The 23,890-nt window shown below is 33.3% G+C and carries 24 protein-coding genes and 1 pseudogene; 16 read left to right on the forward strand and 9 right to left on the reverse strand.

The genetic code is table 11. From position 1 onward, the window contains the following. Positions 1-28: 28 nt before the first annotated feature. The 3 genes from E4T88_RS12495 to E4T88_RS12505 are packed head-to-tail and all read right to left on the reverse strand — an operon-like array spanning position 29 to position 3,823. Positions 29-2,431, reverse strand: coding sequence for an outer membrane beta-barrel family protein (locus E4T88_RS12495; RefSeq protein ID WP_135105919.1), 2,403 nt, complete (start codon positions 2,429-2,431; stop codon positions 29-31). 34 nt (positions 2,432-2,465) lie between these two features. Further along, positions 2,466-3,230, reverse strand: coding sequence for a HesA/MoeB/ThiF family protein (locus E4T88_RS12500; protein ID WP_135105921.1), 765 nt, complete (start codon positions 3,228-3,230; stop codon positions 2,466-2,468). Next, complete coding sequence (locus E4T88_RS12505) at positions 3,128-3,823, reverse strand: hypothetical protein (protein ID WP_135105923.1); 696 nt, start codon at positions 3,821-3,823, stop codon at positions 3,128-3,130. The genes E4T88_RS12500 and E4T88_RS12505 overlap by 103 nt, the downstream gene beginning before the upstream one ends. A 295-nt stretch (positions 3,824-4,118) precedes the next feature. Between E4T88_RS12505 and E4T88_RS12510 the strand changes: the two genes are divergently transcribed. Then, positions 4,119-4,880 (forward strand): response regulator transcription factor, encoded by a 762-nt coding sequence (locus E4T88_RS12510; protein WP_135105925.1) that lies wholly within the window; start codon positions 4,119-4,121, stop codon positions 4,878-4,880. Positions 4,881-4,965: 85 nt separating this feature from the next. On the opposite strand, the gene E4T88_RS12515 is transcribed toward E4T88_RS12510, so the two are convergent. From E4T88_RS12515 to E4T88_RS12540, 6 genes are all read right to left on the reverse strand, one after another. Next, positions 4,966-6,300 (reverse strand): tyrosine-type recombinase/integrase, encoded by a 1,335-nt coding sequence (locus tag E4T88_RS12515; protein WP_167755458.1) that lies wholly within the window; start codon positions 6,298-6,300, stop codon positions 4,966-4,968. A gap of 359 nt (positions 6,301-6,659) precedes the next feature. Next, the gene (locus tag E4T88_RS12520) at positions 6,660-7,013 is read right to left on the reverse strand and encodes a DUF3788 family protein (protein WP_260393693.1); all 354 of its coding nucleotides are present in this window, start codon (positions 7,011-7,013) and stop codon (positions 6,660-6,662) included. 82 nt (positions 7,014-7,095) lie between these two features. Further along, positions 7,096-7,572, reverse strand: coding sequence for a DUF1905 domain-containing protein (locus E4T88_RS12525; RefSeq protein ID WP_135105929.1), 477 nt, complete (start codon positions 7,570-7,572; stop codon positions 7,096-7,098). 83 nt (positions 7,573-7,655) lie between these two features. Then, the gene (locus E4T88_RS12530; protein ID WP_135105931.1) at positions 7,656-8,129 is read right to left on the reverse strand and encodes an AraC family transcriptional regulator; all 474 of its coding nucleotides are present in this window, start codon (positions 8,127-8,129) and stop codon (positions 7,656-7,658) included. After that, positions 8,126-9,067 carry a helix-turn-helix transcriptional regulator gene (locus E4T88_RS12535; RefSeq protein ID WP_135105933.1) on the reverse strand — a complete coding sequence of 314 codons (942 nt, stop codon included), beginning with the start codon at positions 9,065-9,067 and terminating at the stop codon, positions 8,126-8,128. Before E4T88_RS12535 ends, E4T88_RS12530 begins: the two co-directional genes overlap by 4 nt. Before the next feature lie 10 nt (positions 9,068-9,077). After that, on the reverse strand, positions 9,078-9,482 hold the full coding sequence (locus E4T88_RS12540) for a VOC family protein (protein WP_135105935.1): 405 nt from the start codon (positions 9,480-9,482) through the stop codon (positions 9,078-9,080). Positions 9,483-9,807: 325 nt separating this feature from the next. Between E4T88_RS12540 and E4T88_RS12545 the strand changes: the two genes are divergently transcribed. From E4T88_RS12545 to E4T88_RS12615, 15 genes and pseudogenes are all read left to right on the forward strand, one after another. Then, on the forward strand, positions 9,808-10,269 hold the full coding sequence (locus tag E4T88_RS12545; protein ID WP_135105937.1) for a hypothetical protein: 462 nt from the start codon (positions 9,808-9,810) through the stop codon (positions 10,267-10,269). Further along, positions 10,265-10,578, forward strand: a pseudogene (locus E4T88_RS12550) (RNA ligase family protein); the annotation flags it as partial. The gene E4T88_RS12545 and the pseudogene E4T88_RS12550, both read left to right, overlap by 5 nt. A gap of 177 nt (positions 10,579-10,755) precedes the next feature. After that, positions 10,756-11,298, forward strand: a complete 543-nt coding sequence (locus E4T88_RS12555; RefSeq protein WP_135105939.1) for a GNAT family N-acetyltransferase — start codon at positions 10,756-10,758, stop codon at positions 11,296-11,298. Between the two features lie 27 nt (positions 11,299-11,325). Continuing rightward, a complete protein-coding gene (locus tag E4T88_RS12560; RefSeq protein ID WP_135105941.1) occupies positions 11,326-12,057 on the forward strand; it encodes a DNA alkylation repair protein in 732 nt (243 codons plus the stop codon). 19 nt (positions 12,058-12,076) lie between these two features. Then, positions 12,077-12,937 (forward strand): GNAT family N-acetyltransferase, encoded by an 861-nt coding sequence (locus E4T88_RS12565; protein WP_135105943.1) that lies wholly within the window; start codon positions 12,077-12,079, stop codon positions 12,935-12,937. A gap of 89 nt (positions 12,938-13,026) precedes the next feature. Continuing rightward, complete coding sequence (locus E4T88_RS12570; protein ID WP_135105945.1) at positions 13,027-13,821, forward strand: helix-turn-helix domain-containing protein; 795 nt, start codon at positions 13,027-13,029, stop codon at positions 13,819-13,821. 90 nt (positions 13,822-13,911) lie between these two features. After that, positions 13,912-14,280 carry a VOC family protein gene (locus E4T88_RS12575; protein WP_135105947.1) on the forward strand — a complete coding sequence of 123 codons (369 nt, stop codon included), beginning with the start codon at positions 13,912-13,914 and terminating at the stop codon, positions 14,278-14,280. Between the two features lie 475 nt (positions 14,281-14,755). Next, positions 14,756-15,925, forward strand: coding sequence for a hypothetical protein (locus E4T88_RS12580; protein WP_135105949.1), 1,170 nt, complete (start codon positions 14,756-14,758; stop codon positions 15,923-15,925). 5 nt (positions 15,926-15,930) lie between these two features. Further along, entirely contained in the window at positions 15,931-17,148 is a 1,218-nt protein-coding gene (locus E4T88_RS12585; protein ID WP_135105951.1) for a quaternary amine ABC transporter ATP-binding protein, read from the forward strand. Between the two features lie 2 nt (positions 17,149-17,150). Further along, entirely contained in the window at positions 17,151-18,032 is an 882-nt protein-coding gene (locus E4T88_RS12590; RefSeq protein ID WP_135105953.1) for an ABC transporter permease, read from the forward strand. Further along, the gene (locus tag E4T88_RS12595; protein WP_135105954.1) at positions 18,029-18,850 is read left to right on the forward strand and encodes a glycine betaine ABC transporter substrate-binding protein; all 822 of its coding nucleotides are present in this window, start codon (positions 18,029-18,031) and stop codon (positions 18,848-18,850) included. Before E4T88_RS12590 ends, E4T88_RS12595 begins: the two co-directional genes overlap by 4 nt. Before the next feature lie 876 nt (positions 18,851-19,726). Next, positions 19,727-20,935, forward strand: coding sequence for a tyrosine-type recombinase/integrase (locus E4T88_RS12600; protein ID WP_135105956.1), 1,209 nt, complete (start codon positions 19,727-19,729; stop codon positions 20,933-20,935). Between the two features lie 427 nt (positions 20,936-21,362). Continuing rightward, positions 21,363-21,896: a UpxY family transcription antiterminator gene (locus E4T88_RS12605; RefSeq protein ID WP_135106448.1), complete on the forward strand. Its 534-nt coding sequence runs from the start codon at positions 21,363-21,365 to the stop codon at positions 21,894-21,896. A gap of 39 nt (positions 21,897-21,935) precedes the next feature. Next, positions 21,936-23,093, forward strand: a complete 1,158-nt coding sequence (locus tag E4T88_RS12610; RefSeq protein WP_135105958.1) for an MraY family glycosyltransferase — start codon at positions 21,936-21,938, stop codon at positions 23,091-23,093. Further along, on the forward strand, positions 23,090-23,890 hold the full coding sequence (locus E4T88_RS12615) for a polysaccharide biosynthesis/export family protein (protein WP_135105960.1): 801 nt from the start codon (positions 23,090-23,092) through the stop codon (positions 23,888-23,890). The genes E4T88_RS12610 and E4T88_RS12615 overlap by 4 nt, the downstream gene beginning before the upstream one ends.

The following is a 23,890-nucleotide window of genomic DNA, read 5'->3' on the forward strand; positions in this document are numbered from 1 at the left end:
GTTACTCCCTTGATTGATGTACATCTATTTAATTATCTTTATACTCATAATAATCTTGTATACTCTTGCTTTGCTTAGTTGTTACTTTTCTGCCTCCATTAAAGTTATAAATGACTTTAATCATAAATCCAGTTTCATTTGTTGTATAGTGCCTTTTTGACCATATATCAAGAGTATTTGTAATTCTTCTTCTATTATGTCGATACAGTGTAAAGTTTAAATTCAACAATAATTTATTATCCAATAAATATTTATATATTTTCCCATTTATACCATGTACTGTTTTATATATTCTATCCTGTGTTTTATAAGTCGGTTCTAAATAGTAAGAGAGATTCCCACCCCAGCCATTGTCAAAATCCATATTATTATTAATCGCTAAATAAGGTTTCCAACTTGATGAATTTATATCTACTCCTTCATATTTTAGCCATTGTATTCGTCCAATAGCTTTTAAACTCCACCATTTTGCTATTTTAAAGGTTCTATCCAGAGACAAGGCTTGCATATAATTCTTACCATCATTAACAGGCATAGTATAGGTTACTAATGGATCTTTTTCGTCTTGGAAGGTCTTAAAGAACAAAACATCTTCACTAAATCCGAATAGATAATTAATATTCCATTGACCATTAATCCCTCCTCCTAACATAATAAGGTGATAATTTACAGGTTTTATATCTAGATTACCTTTAGTATATAAATATTCATTATTATAGATTACCACAGGCGTGATCGCGCTATATGGAATTGGATCCATAGCTTTTTGATAGAAAAGGCTTATTGAGTTTCCTTTTTGTTCATCAATATTATACATTAAGTTAAGCGTAGGATATATGCCCCAATAATTTTTAGAATTCTGCTTGCTTATTTTTACAGAATTGTATTCAATTTTGTTTTCCTGTATTCTAATACCCACTTTGTAAGTAATTTTTTTTGTAATCATCGATGAAAAAGAAGCAAAACCTGCATAATTCTGTCCTTTCAGCTTATAATTATCACTAAGATCAAGATCAGACACCCAAATGTTATTTTCCCATTTTTTATAGTCTAAAAACTGTTTTGAATTATTCAAACTATAATTAAGACCAATATCTAGTTGCGATTTATCACTTATTCTTTGCTCCAACCTAGTATCTATTTCTAGCATATCAGTTCTATCATCTAATCGATCACTAGTATTCTCTTCATACCCATTATCTTTATCCAGATTGTATAAATATCTGTTACCTCGTATCCTTTTATTATTGTATCTCAAATAGTCAATAATAAATTTTATTTTTGAACCTTTATCATCTAATATCCAATCATAATTTAAGGCCGCCTGATATTGCCTAGTTCTTAACTTTTCTTCTATTATCGATTCAGATCTGTCTATCCTTTCACCAACATTGTTTTTAACCGTAGACTCTGATCTATTGATAGGCTCTCCGTTAGTTATTACCAATCTAAAATTACCACCTATGCTATGTCTGTTAGTAATATCATAGGTTAAACTCAATCTATCAGAGAAAGAATTTGTCCAACCTTTACCATCGGTCTGCATATCAATATACTTATTTATCTCTTTGTAATGGGAGTAAATATTATATTGACTAATATTTTTTAAATGTCCAAAATATGTGTAATTATATATACTCAGATTTTTATTCCTGTAATTCAATGATGCATTTATATTATCTGAATAATGTCCCCCTTTGAAATGTACAGAAAAATCGCTCGAAACAGATCCATAATATCCTCCATTAGACATCTTCTTCAATTTGATATCAATGATCCCTCCCATACTCGAAGCACTCTCTTCACTACCACTCATATGTACAATTTCGACTTTATCAATATTTTCAGCCTGAATTGCATCTAACTCATTTCTATCCCTTAGTTTTCGTCCATCAACATAAATTTCGGAAACATCTCGGCCATTAATTTTTAAGGAATTTTCTTCATTGGTAACACCAGGTAACAATGTAAGTACCTCTTTTGTATTATTTCCTTTTGTTATCGGGTTTCCTTGTAAGAATACTACGTATCTATCAATTTTTTGTTGAATAACATTAGCCGTAACTGTAACAGCATCTAATCCAACCACATTTTCCACCATTAGAATGGAGTCAAGTATTGTATTTTCTTGTACTTCGATATTAACGTATTTGCGTTTATACAATAAATGGGTAACAGATAGTATGTATCTTCCGGATGGAATATTTTCAATTCTAAATTGACCTTTTTCGTTGCTAATATTTCCTTTAACGTACAAAGAATCAACCTCAGAAAGAATTGTAACTGTTGCGTAATCTACTGCTCTTTTTGATGTATCAAACAATACACCTTCTAAACGAAAATTCTTGATTTGTTGACTATGTAACAAAGGAACAATGAGTAGAAGCAAGATAAGAAATAATACTCTCATTATAAATACGTTATTTTTCACAGACTTGTTTTTATTATTAAATTAAGGATGTCAATTACATAATTGATGCAAAATAAAATTCAGGAAACAATTTAATATTTTTACCTGTTGCTATATTAAATAGGATATTGGTACACATCCCTGCTACAATCCAAGAGGCAACAGCCAATTGTGGGGGAGATAATTCTCTATTTTCTAGTGAATAAGCCTCAAGCACTTCTTCCAACCATTTTTTTCGATTATTCAAGTGTTTCAAATGTGTTATTACATAGGAGACAAAATATGCCTCAAATCCTTCACATGTATCATAAAATGTATTTAACTTCAAGCTTTCTCTATTTATGATAAATACACAACCTGCCCACCCTAAATTATAAGGATGTAATATTGGAATATTGTGACTTAGGCATACATCGTCAAAAAGAAAAGGAACATTCGATGTAAAATCAAGAGCATTAATCGCAATATCATATGCATCTAATGATACATAATCTTCAAGATTTTCCTCTGTCAGAAATATTGAATGATATGTTATATTAGCATTTTGATTTATCGCTTTTAATCTGTTATATATTGACTTAGTTTTCAACTCATCTATGTCAGACATTAAATAATTCTGTCTATTTAAGTTAGACTCCTCTACACAATCTCCATCAATGACACATATATTCTCAAAACCAAGTCTTAATGCACATTCTACTATTCCACTCGCCAAACCTACTCCTCCAACAAGAATTCGGTAGTTTCGTATTCTTTCTTGTTCTTCATCTGAAATATAGATTCTGTTTCTGCTATATAAAGATACCTTTGTTGTTTCCATAGAAAAGGTTTTAAATTTCTTGATATATTATAGACAGGAATTGTTTCAGAACCAATATGATTTTTAGACTCTCCTGCTTGAAGCATATATATACCTAGCAATCTTATTTTCTCATATAATTTACGATCACACTCTGCAAACATTATTGATTCATTAGAACAGATATGAAATAATGCTTGTACCAATAATATTTTTAAAATAACAGAACTAGCCTTCCCTAAAGAAAAAGAGTCAATAGCTAAACAACCAATATGCCAGATATTCGGCGTTTTAGTTTCTTTCTCTTGAATATTGTCAATATTAATATCAAATACTGCTTGTATTGGTAAAACATATTTTTTAGTCCATCTTAAAGTTCTAATAGTTCCTATTATATTTCCTTGATTATTTCTTATTCCATAAAAAAATGAATCTTGAAGCCAGCATTTTTCTCTCTTATATAACTCTTCAATTTCCCTTTTTATAGTTGTAGGATAATACCCCAAATGAGATTTATAATTTGTTTCAATTATAAAACTTGAAGCCTCCTTTAAACTTGCATTGGAAAACCTCCATAAAGAAAAATTCTCAAATTGTCGTATTAAGTGCTCCATGATAAAAACTTTAAATTGTTATTTATTAGAAACTTACAGAATAAAGTTTGAAGTAGATGATTAGCGACCAATCACAAATACAGCCGTAATAATATGAAAATCAAATTTTAAACACACAGAAAACATTTGAAAATCACTAAAAAACGAGCATTTATTGAATATGAGTTCTGTTTTATTTATGTATACAAAAATATTTTATTAAATAATAACTACCTTTACCCTTTTGGGTAGTTTTTCTTTTTTTACTAAAAATACTATAATCCATCTTTACATATCTATTTAAAATGAAGAATTTATGTTATTCAATTTAGACGATTTTTTTGAAGGGGTTACTGATGAAGAGTGCAATGGTACTATTTATTATAAAATATCACAACTACTCATTGATACCCTAGATGCAATGAGTAGAGTATCAGGGGAAAGCCTATATGTTATTAACTATTTAAGTAGAGGATTCTTATACGTTTCTCAAAATCCTTTATTTTTAAATGGTTATTTAAGAGAAGATGTGTTAAAAATGGGATATTCATTTTATGAAAAAAACTTACCCCAAGAAGATATAGATATGTTACTTGAAATAAATAAAAAAGGATTTGCTTTTTTTTATCAACAACCAATAGAAGACAGACTTAAATTTACAATTTCATATGACTTTAGATTACTTCAAAAGAACAAATCAACAACAATGATTAATCATAAATTAACACCTATATTGCTAACACCAAAAGGTAATATATGGCTAGCTCTATGTTCTGTAATGCTATCTACAGAAAAAAAATCTGGAAACGTATATATTAATAAATCTGGGGGTCTACATAGACTGAGATATTCCTTTGAAGGAAAAAGATGGAGATCGACCGAAGTTGTTTCCCTATCAAAGATAGAAAACGTTATACTTAAGCTTTCTGCACAAGGTTTATCAAATAAACAAATAGCTGAAACAATTTATCTTAATATAAATACAATTAAATTTCATAAGAAAAATATTTATCAAAAACTTAATGTAAAAAATATTACAGAAGCTATCGTATTTGCTCATAATAATTATATAATATAAGCTCATTTTCCTATAGTCGGGGGTTACTCTAATTTTATTATATCGGTCTACTATTCAACTATATAGGCTATTCAAAGATAATTATTTATTGAAACTGTAGTAAGGAATTATATTGAAGCCTGTCTTCTATGCTGTATCCTTCAATATACGAACCTGTTACTGATTTATTAGAGTGTCCCAAAGCAAAACCAATATAAGATTCAGGCACTCTGTTATGAGCCAATATTGTCCCATAGGAATGCCGAGCCGCATATGTGCTTACATTCTCAGGAAGATGCTTTTCTTCGGGTAAATTATCATTTATAGACTTGATAAGTTTTTTAATATTACTATTAACAACATAAGTAATATTCTTTGTCAGTCTTATTTCATCAGCATATGACTCATCACCTTTCAGAAATGAAAAGACATAACTCTCTTTATTCATATTATTACCCCACTCTTCAATAATTTCTTTCATTTTTGGAAATAAAGGAAAAGATATATACAGATCCTCCGTAGCGGTACTCTTTGTCTTCTCTCTAATAAACGTAAATTCATTTGTCTTTCTGCTGTAGTCAGACCATTTTAAACGAATCAGGTCTGCAAAATTCATTCCATTAGCCCAGAAAGAAAATAAGAATAAATCTCTTGACATTTTACGATTCCTTTCTTTTATAGCAACATTTGCTATTATTTTAATATCATCCAATGTCAATGCTATTTTTCTGCTACCTGTTTTTTTTATGGTATATGAGTTTTGAGAGCCTTTTTTAAAACAATAATCACTCGGTCTTATTGTACCATCACTTAAAGCAATATTGCAAATTGTCCGCATCGCACGCATACGCATAGCAATAGTTGTTTTCGTATATCCATGTTCTAATGCTTCTTTCTCAAATCGTTGCATTTGTTCAGCAGTAATATCCTGAAAAGTTAATTCTTGAATATCTTTACTACATTTCTGCATTTCTTTTCGTTTACACCACTTACCACATTTGAAACAAACGAAAGCATTTAAAGCACCCTGATAAAACTCAGCAGTATTTAGTTTGTCTGCATCAATTAGTTTCTGAATCTTATGTTTAAAAGCTGTATTAACACTCTGTTTATTTCCTCTACCTAACAATGTCTCTAATCTGTCGAAGCTAAAGGCATTAAATTCGCAGAGCTGTTTAACTGCATTAAATATTACTTGTGATGACGCTTCTATACTTCGCCTAGCCTCTACAAGCTTAGATTCTCTAGCTTTAGGTAACCGTTGCCAGTCTTGAATAGTCATAGCTATTCCTGTAGGATAATATTTTTGCTTTTTCACCAAAGTAACCCTAGTTCTGACAAAATACAACCCATCATAATTGGCTCTTCTTGTATCTAAAAAGCTTGCAACTTTTACATTGTCTTTTTGTTTTTGGTTAATGGTTTCTATTTTTTCTTTCATATGGTTGTGTCTATTAATGTACATACTAACTATCCCTTAATAGCATTCAAGTCCTTTATTTAAGATAAATAAATGTACATACTATGTACATACTACTCGTGCAAATATAGATAAAAATACATATATATTACAAAAATAAACTTGAAAAATATTCAATCAAATCATTGATAATTAATTATTAATAAATAAAAAGTAGAAATGTAAAATATCATAAAATAGGTTGTTTTATTTTTCATAATCATGAGGTCCCGAGTTCAATTCTCGGTCCCGCTACAATGAAAAAGACTTACAAAGAACTGTAAGTCTTTTTTTATTATATGAGATAATGCTTTGATTGAGAAAAGTTCTTTATAGATTCTTTATTTCAGACTTTTCTTGAACCAAACTACCGTCAATAAATCGCCAAGCTGATTCTCTTTATTTACATCAAAAATCATCGGAATTAGTTTCCCAATAGTTTTTGCCTTGGCAAATTCATCCTTGATTGTTCCCGAAATATCAAGTTTTGCAATTGCTTCAAGGTGCTTTTCCGTAAAAAAGAAGCTCGTTTTGAAAAAGCCTTCCCATACAGAAAGCCAAAAGATAGTTTTTTTCTTATACACTGCCTTACCTAGCCATGCTTTACCATCATTATAGTATCTCCATTCGAGGGTTAGAGCATATTCTTTGTTTGTAACAGCTTCAAGAAAAGACACTAATGCGTTACCCTTCACCTAGTGCATCTTCAAGAATCTTGTCTGATGGGAATATATCCGCATCTCTTAATAGCATTTGTCCTTCCATCGCTTATATTGGTTAATAGAATTTCTCTCCTTTTTGTATCATGCTGATAGTTTTGGCAATCCGATCTGCTTTAGTTTGTTCCGTTTTTGCAGAATTAATCCAATTTATAAATGCTTTTTTCTGCCCGTCTGTATAAATCTCAAATTTTCCAAGAACTCCATCTTCATATTCCAAACACAGAAGTAATTCCTGAGGGATTATTAAAGATGTTTTGTCCTCATAAATAGTGATATGTACTATATCTCCTGCTTGCTTTTTTATCTTTTTCCTTATTTCAGCTCTAACAGCCAACCCCACATGTCCATTCCCAATAGGCATTAGGTGTGTATTGGAAAACGCATAATCATCTATCTTTCCCTTTACTTTTAGCATTCCGAAAGATGTTTTAGGCATAGGTATTTCAGGTATTTCAACAAAAGTCCAAGCTCCTTTACCTTCAGTTTTTAATAATAGATAGTCTTTGTCTACTAAGGGTGTTTCTGTTCCCATCTTTTAAAGATAATATAAAAATAGCTGTGCTAAACATATACTACACAGCTATTCTACATATTGTTATTTTGTTGTGAAGGTGCTTATTTCACAGGAATGCATAATTCTACTATCCATGGAGCACTGGGATCTTGCACATCACCTTCGCAACTCACATATAACTCATAGTGGTCTCTTGAGTCACATTCATATCCTTTTTCGTTAATGTCCACATATACCTTCTTCCAGGCTTCATCATATTCGGACATTGTAACCTCTACCTGCATTACAAAATACTTGCCACCAGTTATTGTATAGCGTTTCATCCCATCTTCGGGTTCGATGTCCGAAAGATCTTCCAAACAGGCTTCCGAACGTAATTTTTCGACAGGGGTATTCATTGGATCATCATGATAAACTCCGGCCATTTTAGGAGAAGCCTCCCAAAGATTATTGGCTCCTGCCCATGCGGCTAATTTCTCAAATACGTTTCCAATACCTGAATAATCTCCTGTATGCGAAATTGCAATTGTCTTTATCGATTCGAGATTTTTTATCTCTGTGCTATTTATTTTCATAAGTCTAATTTTTCAATAATTTGTTTAATAATCTCTTTTATTTCAACGGGTTTAACAACCGTTGTTGTATCGGCATTTGCCAACACCCATCTAGCTAGTCCTTCGAGCGAGTAAGCCATGTAGATTTGTTCTATCCGTCCGTCTGCAAGTTCTTTCTCTTCGGTCAGTCCCATAAAATAGCATCGGTCGGCAAAATGTTTAGAAACCTCTTTACTTGTACGTAAAACAACTTCGGTCAAACATTGAGGATCATCACATCCGAGAAGCGATTCCAGAGCAGGATGAACTTTTGTATGTTTATCTTCTGTTGTTTTTATGTTGCCTATACGATCAAGCCTAAATATTCGGTACTTTTTTCGTAAGTGACACCAAGCGGATAGATACCAGCGAGGGTATGAATAAGTTATGCCCACAGCTTCCAATGCTCTTCTGGTCTTACTTTCGTCTGCATTCGTGTAGTCTACTTCTATGACCAACTTGTCGTTTATACTATTTAAGATCGTTTGCATTATATTTGGTAGACTTTCTCCCGCATTCCGACTTTTATATACCGCTATACTGTCGTCCATATCGTGGAGATATTTCTTGTCCACAGATCGTAAAGCAGCTCGTATCTTATCCATTCCCTGGCGAAAGTAGTTGCTGTTTTGGGTATCGGTAAGTTGCTCAATAATTTTTTCGGCTGTGAGGAAAGCAATTGCTTCCTCTTTTGTAAACATGAGAGAAGGTAACCTGTAGCCTTCTATTAAAGAATAACCAACTCCCGAATTTCCGCATATCGGCACTCCAGCTTCAGACAATGTATGCATGTCACGATATATTGTGCGCAGGCTCACGTCGAAGCGTTCTGCCATTTCAGACGCTTTGACAACGGGGCGTGACTGTAATTGTATCAGTAGTGCCGATATGCGATCAAGTCGGTTTAACTCTTTATTCATGTTCTCATTTTTACTCTATAATCAATGCCCAAAGTACGCCAAATTTATCGATAATCTCGGCATAAAGTTTGGCATAAGGTGGTTGGCTAAGTTCACATTTTATTTGCCCACCTACGCCTAGTTTAGTATAAATGTCTTTCAGTTGTTCTTCTGTGTCACAAAATATAGTGAGTGTATGCCCCAAAGAACCAAAGTTAGCCTTTGTGTCCGGTAAAATATCAGCCATGCTTATAGTACAGCCATTAAAGTCAAGGTCGGAATGGATTATCTTGTCTTTGTATTCGGCAGGACTTTCCATTGCCTGATATTCTCCATAGCGAAAAATTTCTCCGACAGTACCATTAAATACTTCGGTATAAAAGTTAAGTGCTTCTTCTGCATTGCCATTAAATGACAGGTAAGGTTTGATTTTCATAATTCTGATGTTTAAAAATTTAACTACAATACAAATGTATCACCCCATTATGACAACAGTATGTCAGCAAGTTTTTTCAATTGTAAAAAATATACAGGTATAGTAAAGAATAGAGGAGAACGTAATACTAAAAATTAGTATCTATAATCTTTTAAATTCACTAACAGTAAGTTACATGGATAATAAATGTTTCTATGGGAAATTATATTAAAATTCACGTTTATTTACTAAATAATAGTTAATTTTGTGCGATTTTAAAAAATAACCTTGGATTAAGATCCAATAATTTATAGATATAAAGTTAACTACTAAATAATAAATTCTAATGAAAAATATAAAAGTTAGTTTGTGTCACTGTTTTGTGTTAATTCTTACCGTTTTTACCTTCTTTTCATGCAGTGAAGATAACGCTCCGGAGCAAAAGGCGGATTACAATTTACTTGGCATAACCTCTGTTACTATTAACGGTAGCCGCATTCCTGTCAAAGCTGATGGAGTATTACTAGACTTAGCTGATTCTAAAGATATAGTAGGAACAGGATCCCTGAGTGAACCGTATAAAAAACATTTTGAAATAGAATATGCTATATTGACTAAAGATTTGTCAGCGTCTTCTGTGGAGATACAGAGCAAATATCCGGACGTATCTATAAATATATCTCATGTAGTTACTAGTCCATCTGTAATTACATGGATAGCTAAGATTACAAGAGAGGGTTACTCAGAATCTGTTATATATAATCTGTCTTTTTTTGATCCAAGTTTAAATAAGATGTTTTTAGAATGATTTAGGAGATATAGAGCTTTTGGGAGAAAACCTTTATGCTCTTCACTCTATTGAGTATAAACGTATCGAAGAACATTATTTTATTTTCGCCGCGCGCCAGATGGATAAATGACTTTCATGGGAAGAAGTGAAGTTTTATGCATCAATATTTGATTTTCCTAGAGTCCCCGAGTTGGTGTTGTCTCTCGCAATATTGGAGAATATCCCGTTTCGGAATTCATGCATAATGTTTTCAAATACGTCCGCAAAGGTCATGTGAAAACTGGTGAGCACTGGACTCGCAATTGGAAGCGAGCTAAGTTGGCATGAGGGCAGTAGCTTTATAATAAAGAAGTACTTATTTCTTTTACTATGAAAGATATTAAGGATTAAAATTATGATAACTTTGTTTTACAAATCTATTGTCGGTAAATATAAGTTAAAAAAAGATATTTTGTCTTCAAAGAATAGCATAACTATCATCATCAATTGATATTAAAAGAGAAAATGACAGATTATATTTTAACGACTGATCGGTTGAGATTAAGACATTGGAAAGATTCAGATATTGAGCCGTTTGCAGCAATGAATATGGATAAGGGTGTTATGAGGTTTTTTCCTAAGACTTTATCTTATTCAGAAACTCTCGATTTTATGGATAGAATTAAGTTACACTTTGAGAAACATAATTTTGGACTGTTTGTGGTTGAGGAAAAATCTACGGAAGAATTTATTGGATTTACCGGATTTTCCATCCCTACTTTTGACTCTTATTTTACGCCATGTGTAGAAATAGGTTGGAGATTTAGAAAGGAATTCTGGAAGAGAGGATTAGCTGCTGAGGCTGCAACAGCATGCCTTAATTATGGCTTTGATATTTTAAATTTCGATAAGATTGTATCATTTACCTCTGTTCTAAATATTGATTCTGAAAAAGTAATGAAACGAATTGGTATGCATCTTCAAGGGTATTTTGATCATCCCAAAATAGAAAAACAGAACCCTTTGTGCAAGCATGTTCTTTATGAAATTAAAAGGCCAAATAACTAGTATCGTTTAATTGCTTATCATTTAAAAATGGATAATATAGTAGAACAGGTTCGTCAGTCATTGATAATGTGTATTGATGAAAGTACACTTAATACTAGCTCTCGATTTTTCAAAGAAGGGGAAGCTGCTAAGGTACATGGTGTGCGAATGGGGGAAGTCACTAAAATAGCGAAGGAGAGCCTTAAACAGATGAAGGGACTTTCTAAACAGGAGATATTCGACTTGTGTGAAGAGCTGTGGCAGTCCGGCTACTTGGAAGAATCGGTTGTTGCTTGCATTTGGGCAGAATCTTTACATAAACAATATGAACCTGCTGATTTTGAGATTTTCGAATATTGGTTACACAACTACGTTAATAACTGGGCTGATTGCGATACTCTCTGTAATCATACTATCGGTACATTCGTGATGATGTATCCCGAATATATATCAGAACTGAAAAAATGGGCAAAATCTTCTAGTCGTTGGGTAAAGCGGGCAGCAGCCGTTACATTGATTATTCCTGCCCGTAAAGGTCTATTTTTAGATGATGTGTTTGAAATTGCAGATATATTGCTCTTAGATAAAGATGATTTGGTACAAAAGGGATATGGTTGGATGCTGAAAGCAGCCAGCGAAACACAGAAAAAAAGTGAAGCCTATCAGAAAAGAGTGTTTGATTATGTGATGAAACATAAATCAGTAATGCCTCGTACAGCCTTACGTTATGCTATAGAAAAAATGCCCGCAAATATGAAAGCAGAAGCTATGAAAAAGTGAAAATGATATTAAGTGAGATATGAAGGAAATAAAAGTAAAGTCCTTGAAAGATATACACTTCGACGTAATATATGAAGCTTTTAATCAAGCTTTTGCCAACTATGAAGTACAAATCAATAAGGTACAACTCCAAACTATGCTTAAAAGGCGTGGATTTGATCCTGAATTGTCATTTGCTGCATTTGATGGAGATAAAATAGTTGTATTTACTTTAAATGGAATTGGAGACTTCAAAGGAATACGCACAGCATACGATACGGGAACAGGAACTCTGAAAGAATATCGAGGACAAGGTTTAGCTACTCAGGTCTTTGAATATTCTATACCATTTTTAAGAGAAGCCGGGATTAAACAATATTTGCTAGAAGTGTTGCAACACAATACGAAAGCTGTTTCCGTATACAGAAATCTTGGATTTGAAGTAACTCGTGAATTCTATTATGCGATGCAAACAAATGAGCATATAAGCAATCTTATAAAAGAATCAGATACTTTATATTCTGTTAAACGGATAAGTATCGATCAATTGGATTTGTTTACTGAATTTTGGGATTTTACTCCTTCGTGGCAGAATAGTTTTGAATCTATACAGCGGGCTGTTGATGATTTTATTTGTTTGGGAGTATTTGTCGATGGACGAATAGTCGGATACTGTGTTTTCGAACCTATATCGGGAGATCTTACTCAAATAGCTGTTGACAAAAAATATAGAAGGCAGGGGATTGCATCTCTATTATTAAAAGAGATTTTAAATTTGAATAAAAATTCGATTCTGAAAATTGTGAATACGGATGTATCATGTGATTCGATGACAAATTTTATAAAAGCAAAGAATATTGAAGTGAAAGGAAAACAATTTGAAATGATCAGAAAAATTTAAAATTGACGATTTCCTTTTATAGATTCAGTTTGCTTATAAATGTCCCTTTTTTACAATTTATCAAAGTTGAGGTTAACTATCTTTGTACGATGGACTCTTTTGAAATTGTACAGCCCAGTATTGAATTGTCGCCTTACATTAAGAACTATTGGTTCTTAAAAGCAAATGCGGCAAATCATGTGCAAGGTATAATACCAACCGGGAACATCAATCTATTCTTTCATCGGGGAAGCCCTCTGTCAATAGAGTGTAATAATAGTCTTTTACCTCAGATGTTTATTAGTGGACAATCTACTACATATTCCAACCTTATTCAATCAGGTATTACTGATATGATTTGCGTTACGTTTCATGCATTTGGAGCACGCATGTTTTTCAAAGAGCCGATGCACGAATTTAAAGAACAGTCTATTGCGCTTGACTTACTCGACAATATTGAAATATTGGAGCTGGGTAAACTACTTCTGGATACATACGATAATAGAGTGTGCGTCCAAATGATTGAATCATTCTTGAAGAAGCAATATTTTCATTCCAAAGAATATAATTTGAGGCGAATGCAAGCCACAGTAAATGCTGTTAATATGGGGCATGTAGGAATTGAGTCCTTGGCTGGTATCAGCTGTCTAGGTTATAAGCAATTCAAACGTATCTTTACAGAATATGTAGGGTTGAATCCTAAAGAATTCTTGCGGATAATCCGTTTTCAACGAGCATTATATATTTTACAAACCAGACCTTCTACAAATCTTACAGAGCTTGCATACATCTGTGAGTTTTACGATCAATCGCATTTGATAAGTGAATTCAAACATTTTTCGGGATATACTCCGGGTGAATATCTTGCGATATGTGATCCATATTCCGACTACTTTTCTCTTTAAAAGATAGATGTCCTTTTTTTCCAAGTATAAGGGAAATGCAACTTTTAGCTTTGTATTGTCAATATTTATTCACTAAAAATCAAAAATGAAATGAAAAAGCTAGTTGCATTTTTTGAAATCCCTTCTGTAGATTTCAATAGAGCTGTAAAATTCTACGAATTGGTACTGGGCATAAGTTTTAACGCTATGGACTTCGGTCATGAGAAAATGGCATTCTTTCCCGAAGAATCAGGTAAATGTCCCGGAGCTATATCTTACGCGCCGGACTTTAACCCTTCAAAAGATGGGGTTTTGATAAGTTTCTCTGTTGAAAGTATCGAAACAGCATTAGATAATATCGTGAAAAGCGGAGGGAAAAGAATTATTCCAAAAACAAAGATTGAAGCCGAAGGGGTAGGGTACTTTGCTACATTCATCGACAGTGAAGGAAACAGTATAGGTTTATACTCGGATAAATAGCTGAAAATATAGATCTTTATAGGTGAGAACTGGTAAGATTTTATATTCTGTCAGTTCTGTTTATTTATAGTTTTCAGCAAAATTAAAAACTACTAAAAAGTGTCCTTATCTCTCTTCGTTTTCCTGAAAAATATGCCTATTTATACTATCAAAATGAAACCTGTTCTTCGATTATTCATGCAAATCCTTTCCGTAATTATAGTTTTTTGTTAACTTTGTCGCCAGTTAGGAGAAAATCTTCTAATAATCTAGAGTTGACTATTTAATAAAATCAAGACCGAAATTCTTTGGCATACAGTCGTATCTATGCTCTGGATTCTATTTATTAATATCGCATAATGTAGTATCAAGTCTTTTTAAATTGACTTCTAACTAGTAGCGTTATGCCCCTTTGTTTTGCAAGATAGCATTTCAAAAATGATTATTTTCTTTGATTATTTCAAAGAAGGTATTCTTATGATCAATCCGTCAGATAATGAAAAGGATATTATTTATTTGTGCTATAACCATTTTTGAGTCTTCTCTGAGAGCACAAGAAAAAGAAGATTTTTTCAAATTGGGTGGAGCAATTCGTTTTAACACATCAGTAGAGAATTATGAAAAAAGTAATAAAGCTTTAAATACCTACATAAAACTCGATACGTGGTATTTGTCAGCCGATGCCCATAAATCAGGATTTGATTTAAGCTTTCAATATCGTTTCTATCCCGATTCTAAAGCCCACTTCTTACATCATGGTTATATCGGATACCAAATTGATCAGAATCTATATATTAAAGGAGGTGTATTTCAAAAACCTTTCGGAATAGGAGATTTTGCGTCCCATTCGTGGTGGTTTCAGATTCCCTATTATATGGGATTGGAAGATACTTATAACACAGGGATAGGCTTATCATATCAATTAAGTCAATGGCATTTTGATTTTGCTTATTTCAGACAAGCAGCTCCAAAGGGTTCTATCTCGGATAATACTTTGGATAATGATGTTGGCAATGGAAGGTATTCTTATGCTGTTGTTCCTACTACAGGTTATGTCGGTAATACCCTGGCGGATGCAAATATCAGAGAATTGGATCAATTCAATTTAAGAGCCCGATATAAATTGAATGAAAATATCGAGTTCGGCGTTTCCGGACAACTAGGAAGTATATATAATAAAGAGCTCAATAGTCGAAAATGGGGAATTAGTACTGCACTACATGTAGTCGCTGATTATAATAAATGGAATTTTAAAGGAGAGTTGATCTCATATAATTATAATGCTCAGGGTAATAATAAAGAAAAACTGGACATCCTCCAGATGGCTGCTTATGGTGCAGCTTATGATGTTGCGGCTAAAGGAAATATTTATGTTCTAGGATTAGCATACATGATACCTATTAACAGAAAATTTATAAAATATATACAACCATATATAGACTATTCGATAGTCGATAAACATAAAAAAGAATATTTTAATACACAACACCTTATTCCCGGAGCACTTGTCTCTATGGGGCCCATATATACGTATGTTGATTTCGCTTTGGGTAAAAATCAACCGTGGCTGACATCTAACTTTGGAGAAGGTTTAGGTAAAGGGACTGCAAATGCCAGATGGAATAGTCGCTTTAATATAAATATAGGATATTATTTTAATCAATAATAAATATGAATAAAATAGAAATGAAGAACTTGTTTCTGATATTTGGAACAGCCAAGAAGCAAGCTCTAAGAATGCTGAAAAGCGGAAAATCAAAAAAAGAAATTCACCAAAGAACAAAATGTACAATTGCAGTCAATAATGTAAGTCTTTCGATTAAAGAAGGTGAAATATTTGTTGTAATGGGTTTGTCGGGTAGTGGAAAATCGTCCTTGCTCAGGTGCTTTAATATGTTGAATGTACCTACATCAGGTAGCATTTCTATCGATGGAGAAGATATAACAAAAATGAATAAATCTAAGTTGTTAAATCTTCGCAGAAAAAAAGTAGGAATGGTGTTTCAGAATTTTGGACTTTTACCTCATAAGACAATAATAGACAATGTTGCTTTTGGCCTCGAGATTCAGGATATAAATCTGAAAGAGCGTTATAAAAAAGCAAAAGAAATAATAAAAATAGTTGGTCTGTCAGGCTATGAGAATGAATACCCTTATCAACTGAGTGGTGGAATGCAGCAGCGTGTTGGAATTGCCCGAGCCATAGCTACCGATTCTCAGATTCTTTTAATGGATGAAGCCTTTAGCGCATTAGACCCACTGATCAGATCACAAATGCAAGACGATCTGTTGGATATTCAACAAAAACTTAAAAAGACCATCATCTTTATTACACATGACCTTGATGAGGCTTTAAAGTTAGGAAACACTATTGCGATTATGAAAGATGGGGTGATTGTTCAGCAAGGTAGCCCCGAGGATATCTTGATGAACCCTGCCGATGATTATGTAAAAGCTTTTATCGGAAATGTTGATTTATCTAAAATTATAACAGCTTCTACAATAATGGAACCATTTAGAGCAAGAGTGCAGTTAGCAAAGGATGGTTTGGCATCGGCACTGAGGTTGATGGAGCGTCACACTTTACGATTTGTGGCAGTTATAAGCGAGGATAACAAGTTTAAGGGCTATGTAAGAAAAAAAGATGTTGAACGTAAAATTGCTGCCGGAGAAAAGGGTTTGGAATCTATATTGATGGATATTCCTAAAGTAATGGAAGATCACTCTGTATCGGATATGCTCCCATTGTTTATAAATCAAAAATATCCTTTGGCTGTAGTTGACTGTAATGAGAGGCTAATAGGCTGTATAAGATATTCTGATGTAGTAGCTATGGTTACAGGATATGACGAAGAAGCTGTTAAAGAAATAATAGAAAATGCAAGTTAAATATGAATAAACTAGATATAGGTAAGTATATAGAACGTTTTGTAGATTGGTTGTCAGATACAGCAGCACCGCTCTTTCGTCAGATAACCATTATGATAGATAATAGCGTTGATGTGTTACAAGAATTACTCGGGTATGTTCCGTTCTACATGATTATTGCGATTGTGGCACTGATCGCTTTTATTATTAAAAAGAAATCCTTAGGAAATCATAAATCCTGGCAAAACAATATAGCAACACTGATAGGATTCCCACTCTTTTGTGTTTTAGGGCTTCTGCTTATTTACTGGATGGGCTTTTGGGAACAAACAATGGATACGTTTATCCTGGTATTGGTAGCAACGCTTATTGTGTTGATGATTGGCATACCTCTAGGTATATGGTGCGCATACAATAAAAAAGCCTATGCTATAATTCGCCCATTACTAGACTTTATGCAAACAATGCCCGCTTTTGTTTATTTGATTCCGGCAATTTTATTCTTTTCGGTAGGTAATGTGCCGGGTGTTTTGGCCACGGTTATTTTTTCATTGCCTCCGGCTGTTAGGATGACAGCTCTGGGAATAAAGAGTGTACCGAAAGAGGTTGTAGAAGCTTCTGTTGCCTTTGGTTGTACAAGACGTCAGACTTTGTTCAAAGTGCAAATGCCATTAGCCATGACGACTATTTTGGCTGGTATTAATCAGGTAATTATGTTGTCTCTATCGATGGTCGTTATTGCCTCAATGGTAGGAGCCGGAGGACTGGGCGAAAGTGTATATGCGGGTATTCAGCAGGCCGATGTTGCTTTGGGTTTCGAAGCAGGGTTTTGTATTGTAATATTAGCGATTATATTAGATAGAATGACACAACTTTTAGGTAAAGAAAAGGAGGAACAGAAATGAATAAGATAATATACATTCTACTCTCATTCTTATTGCTCGGTCTTACATCTTGTGAGCCTCGTCATAAGCAAGATGTACTGATACTATATCCGAATTGGGCGGAGGGTATCGCTATTACATATTTGGCAAAGGTTATGTTAGAGGATAAAGGATATACGGTAACCTTAAAGCGTATAGAACCAGGTCCAATTTATACAGCTCTATCTCGTGGTGATGCTGATATATATATGGATGCATGGCTTCCTCATACACAAAAAGATTATTGGGCTAAATACGGGCATAAACTAGATTTATTAGGAACTGTTTTTGACGATGGTGTAACCGGGCTTGTTGTTCCTGCCTACGTTAATATAGAGTCTATAGAAGAGTTGAATGAAAATAAAGACAAGTTTGACAAGAAAATTTATGGAATTGCTTCAGGAGCAGGAATCCATGCTAATACAGAAAAAGCAATAACCGCTTATAATCTCGATTACTCTCAGATTTCCTCTTCCGAAACGTCTATGATAACAGCCTTGAAAAAGGCAGAGAAAAATAAAGAGTGGATTGTAATAACAGGTTGGAAACCACATTTTATGTGGACTGAATTTGAACTCAAAAAATTGAGTGATCCAAAAGGTATATATCCTACAGATAATATTCAGGTTATATCTCGGCGCGGGTTTAAAGAAGACAAGCCCGAAATTGCTGCTTTTTTTGAGAGTTTTAAATTAGAAGACAAGCTATTACACGAACTGATAATTGATGTAAGTATGGAGAAGAATCCTGAGATTGGAGCTAAAGTATTTTTTGAAAAACACCGGCCTTTTCTGTACTAAAAACGGTGGGTGGAGGAGGGAACTTTTACATATAAAAATAGAAAACTACACTATACTGCAAAATGAGCATTTTCATATTTTCAAAAACAATTAATGATTAGGGGTAAATGAAAATTAATCATCCTTAACAACAATTATGTAAACGAACCGCAAAAACATGTGAGATGCTAAAAAATGAATACAAACTTACCGATAGGCCTCAAAAAGAAATCTTAAAAAGCCAAAAATAAACCATCCAGACAAGGGAATGTATTAAATTTGCGATTCGAAAAAAAGCTGTTCTGATGGGTTGTAAAAAGCCTTTTGACTTACGGTTTAATCTTAAAAAAATCAGAGATTATGTTTGATTATAAATTTAGAGATGTATAAATAAGATTGAATGAATACCGTTTCTTCGAAATTATATTGTACCTAATGTTTTACAAATTGAAAGAGATTTCAGTTATAGAAACATCAAAAAGACTTTTATAAATGTATAGAATTATTATCGGAGTAAGCAAAGATATAGTAAGACCAGTAAGAAGAACTGACTTCAAGAAACATAATCGCAACAGTATGCCAATCGCGAATTTAAACTATCCTTCAAATTCAATTAAAAGCTAAACTGTGAGGAGCGTTATAAAAAAGAAACCAAAAGTTTTCATCCTATACATTTTTGGAAGAGGAAAATAGCAAAATTTCCTTTTCCAATATGTGAATAGTGTCTTTTGGTGAAATATGACAAGTCTCAAATAGGTATATCTGATAGTATAGAAATATACTAAGATTCTATTATTGGGATCCAAGTCAATAGGCGATTAAATTTCTGCCTATTCATATTTGTTGAAAGAAAACAAAGCAAAGTAATATAAATAATTAGTTTTCAATTAGTAAATCATGACATCAGTAAAAGTGAAAATCAGACCTTCCATTGTCGAAAATAGGGAAGGTGCGCTCTATTATCAACTTATTCATAATCGAGTAACCAGGCAGATAAATACAGATTATAAAATCTTTCCTGGTGAGTGGAACAAACGTGGTGCAAATATTATCCTGCCTCTGTTTGATGAAAACAGAAAGAATTATCTCCTGTCTATAGAAGAAAAGATAGTGTTGGATACAGAAAGGCTTGCAAATATTATAGACGTATTTAGTAAAAGAGGAGTTTCTTATACCGTAGATGAAGTTGTCTCAAGTTTTGAAAAGCAGATTCGAGGGACTTCCTTTTTTGTCTTTATGCAGCAGTTGATTGTCCGACTCAAACAATTTGGTAGAATTAGAACTAGTGAGACATATAAAACTACCTTAAATAGTTTTATGCATTTTAGAAATGGAAAGGATTTATATCCTTACGACATTAATTCGGAGCTAATGACAGAGTATGAGGCTTACTTAAGATCTAATGGTGTAAGTCAGAATAGTTCATCATTTTATATGAGGATACTTCGAGCTGTGTATAATCGTAGTGTGGAGAAAGGTTTGACAGAACAGAAATATCCATTCAAATATGTATATACCGGCATTGAAAAAACCATTAAAAGAGCAGTTTCTTTTAAAGTCATTAAGCAAATAAGAGATTTGAATCTGGCTCCTTACCCAACATTGGATTATGTGCGTGATATGTTTCTATTTAGTTTCTACACAAGAGGAATGTCGTTTGTGGATATGGCTTACCTCAAGAAGAAAGATCTTAGTGGAGGAGTGTTGTCATATCGCAGAAAAAAGACAGGTCAGCAACTATTTATTAAATGGGAGCAGTGTATGCAGGATATTGTAGATAAGTATCCTCCTAATGAGTCTTCATACTTACTCCCCATTATTAAAAGTGCCGAGAAAGATGAAAGAAGTCAATACAAGAATGCGTCTTGCCTTATAAACCGTAATTTGAAAATTATTGGAAGTAAATTAGGACTATCTATTCCTTTAACTATGTATGTGGCTCGTCATTCATGGGCTAGTATAGCAAAAAGTAAGAATATTCCTGTTACGGTAATAAGTGAAGGAATGGGGCATGATTCAGAAGTAACCACACAGATCTATCTAGCAGCATTAGATACATCTATAATAGACAGGGCTAATAATATGATACTTAAATCTCTATTGTAGTATTAAAATGATTCTTAAATATAGATATCTCTTGCTAAGAGATATGTTTAATACTGCAAAAGTATACAAAATATTGAAAACAAGAAGATAGTTCTGAAGCTTTTTTTAAGGAAATTATTTAAAATATAAAAATGTTTAGTGAAAGCTTTCTATCCGTTTGCGTATATACTTGATAGATAATCTAATACAATAAAAACATATCTCTTAGCAAGAGATGTGCATACAGCGAGATCATAACTACTTATTGAGAATTTTTATTTAACACATAAGTGTGTTGTAAATAAATAAAAAATCTGCTGTATTATACACTTTATATCTATAACTAATTGGAATACATTATATTGTAATATTTCATGGAACCAGAGCTATGCTCATATCTGAAATAAAACCTTATAAAGTTCCAGATAATAGCACACTATTCATTCTTATGTACAAGCAAGAGATTCCGAGTTGGTACGCTATGCGTGCGATATTCCGCAAAGAAATGGATACAAAAAAATTATTGGATAAGGAATGCATTCGGAGTTTTATTCCTATGCATTATACACTCACTATGAAAAATGGTCGTAAAGTGAGAGAATTGGTTCCTGCTATTACGAATCTGATCTTTGTTCACGCCACGCCAACAGCTATTAAACAGGTCAAGTCAAAAACCGAATACCTTCAGTACATTATTGACTCGAGAAGTAAAGAAAAAATTATAGTTCCTGATGATCAAATGAAACGCTTCATTGCTGTAGCGAGTATTTGCCACGAAAAAATGACTTACCTAAAACCAGAGGAAGTCGATTTGAGAAAAGGAACTTTGGTGCGGGTACTTGGCGGTCCTTTTGATGGCGTTGAAGGTGTTTTTGTGAAAGTGAAAGGTGTGCGAAGTAGGCGAGTGGTAGTTCTTATACAAGGTATTGCTGCTGTTGTAACTGCCGAGATAGAAACTGACCTGATTGAAGTTATATCATAAGGTGGAATAATTAACTAATCTAATTTTAATTTTCATAGAATGTATTACTGGATTATAAATATCGGTTTGGTTTTCTTTCTTTGCATGTTCTTTGCATGGATACTAATTCCAAATATTCTGCTTATTGCTTTTCGAAAAAAGTTGTTTGACCTACCGGATGAGAGAAAAATTCATCATGGAATGATCCCCAGGCTTGGAGGCCTAGCTTTCAATCCTGCTATCTTCTTTTCTATTTCTTTATTGCTTGGTCTTGATTTTATTTTAGGGGAACCGGATATTCTTAAGCAAGAAGGAAGTAACGTTCCTGAATTATTGTTTGGCTTCTGCGCCAGCACAATACTCTATTTAGTCGGAATTGCGGATGACTTGATCGGTGTTCGTTATCGTACTAAATTTATTATTCAGATATTATGTGGCGTTATATTAATTGCCGGAGGAGTATGGATAAATAATTTGTATGGTATATGTGGCATTTACGGATTGTCGGAATGGATAGGATATCCTTTAACTATTTTAGTCATTGTATTTGTTATCAACTCAATCAATCTTATTGATGGTATTGACGGTCTGGCTTCTGGACTGAGTGGAGCAGCTTTGCTTTTTTACGGACTAATTTATATCTACCTCGAACAGTGGCTTTTTGCGATGCTAGCTTTTGCTGCATTGGGAGCTCTCATTCCATTTTTTTATTACAACGTCTTTGGCAATGTTAATCATGGGAAGAAAATATTCATGGGAGATACCGGTAGCTTGACAATAGGAATCATTTTATGTATTCTTAGTATAAAGATATTAAACCAACCCGTAGATATTACAGCTTCGTTCAATCCCGCTGTATTGGCATTTGCTCCTTTAATAATTCCATGCTTTGATGTAATGCGAGTTTTTATAAGTCGCATACGTATGAAAAAGCATCCTTTTATGCCTGACAAAAGTCATATACATCATAAGCTTCTAGCGGCAGGAATCTGTCAGCGAGCAGCAATGATAATTATAATTTCAGTATCGTTAATATTTACTTTGTATAATATCATCCTATCGCAATATGTTGACGTAAGCCTACTTTTGATTATCAACATCATTTTATGGATGCTGGGTAATATGTGGCTGGCATTCAAAATAAAAAGACACGAACTAAAGCTCTCTATCGTCGAAACAGACAATAATCTCAAAAAACAATCCATTTATAAATTATGAGAATAAAACATTTCTTATTTGTGTTGATGGCTTCCATCATCTTTAATTCTTGTGGATCAACACAAAATATTAGCTACTTTCAAGACTTACAGCAAGGTGTACCGGGGGAAATACTGAACCCGATAAAAATAACAATAAAGACAGATGATAAGATATCAATAGTGATAAGTAGCAAGGATTCCCAGTTAGCAGAACTATTTAACTTGCCTATCGTGGCACATCGTGTAGGACAGTCGCAAAGCCCATCTCTGAATCAAAATCAGCAAATATCAAGTTATACAGTAAGCTCATCGGGTGAAATCGATTTTCCGGTATTAGGCAAAATACATGTTGATGGAATGACTCGAGAAGAGATTGCAAGTTATATAAAAAATCAGCTGTTATCAAATAACCTGATCAAAGATCCGGTTGTGACTGTAGAGTTTGCCAACCTTTCTATTTCAGTTTTAGGAGAGGTCAATACTCCAGGAAGGTATAATATAGAGCGAGATAAAATAACTTTACTCGATGCGCTGGGAATGGCTGGAGATCTAACAATTTATGGAAAACGTGAAAATGTTCTCGTTTTACGGCAGACGGCAGGTAAGCAGGTTCCTTATAAAGTGAATCTAAATTCGGGACATGATATGTATGCCTCACCTGTCTATTATCTACAACAAAATGATGTAGTTTATGTGGAACCTAATAAAACACGGGCACGTCAATCAACCGTTAATGGCAACAATGTCATATCCACTTCTTTTTGGCTGTCAGTGGCCTCTTTAATAACTACACTCACTGTACTTATTGTTAAATAA

The organism is Dysgonomonas mossii, assembly GCF_004569505.1.
GTDB lineage: Bacteria > Bacteroidota > Bacteroidia > Bacteroidales > Dysgonomonadaceae > Dysgonomonas.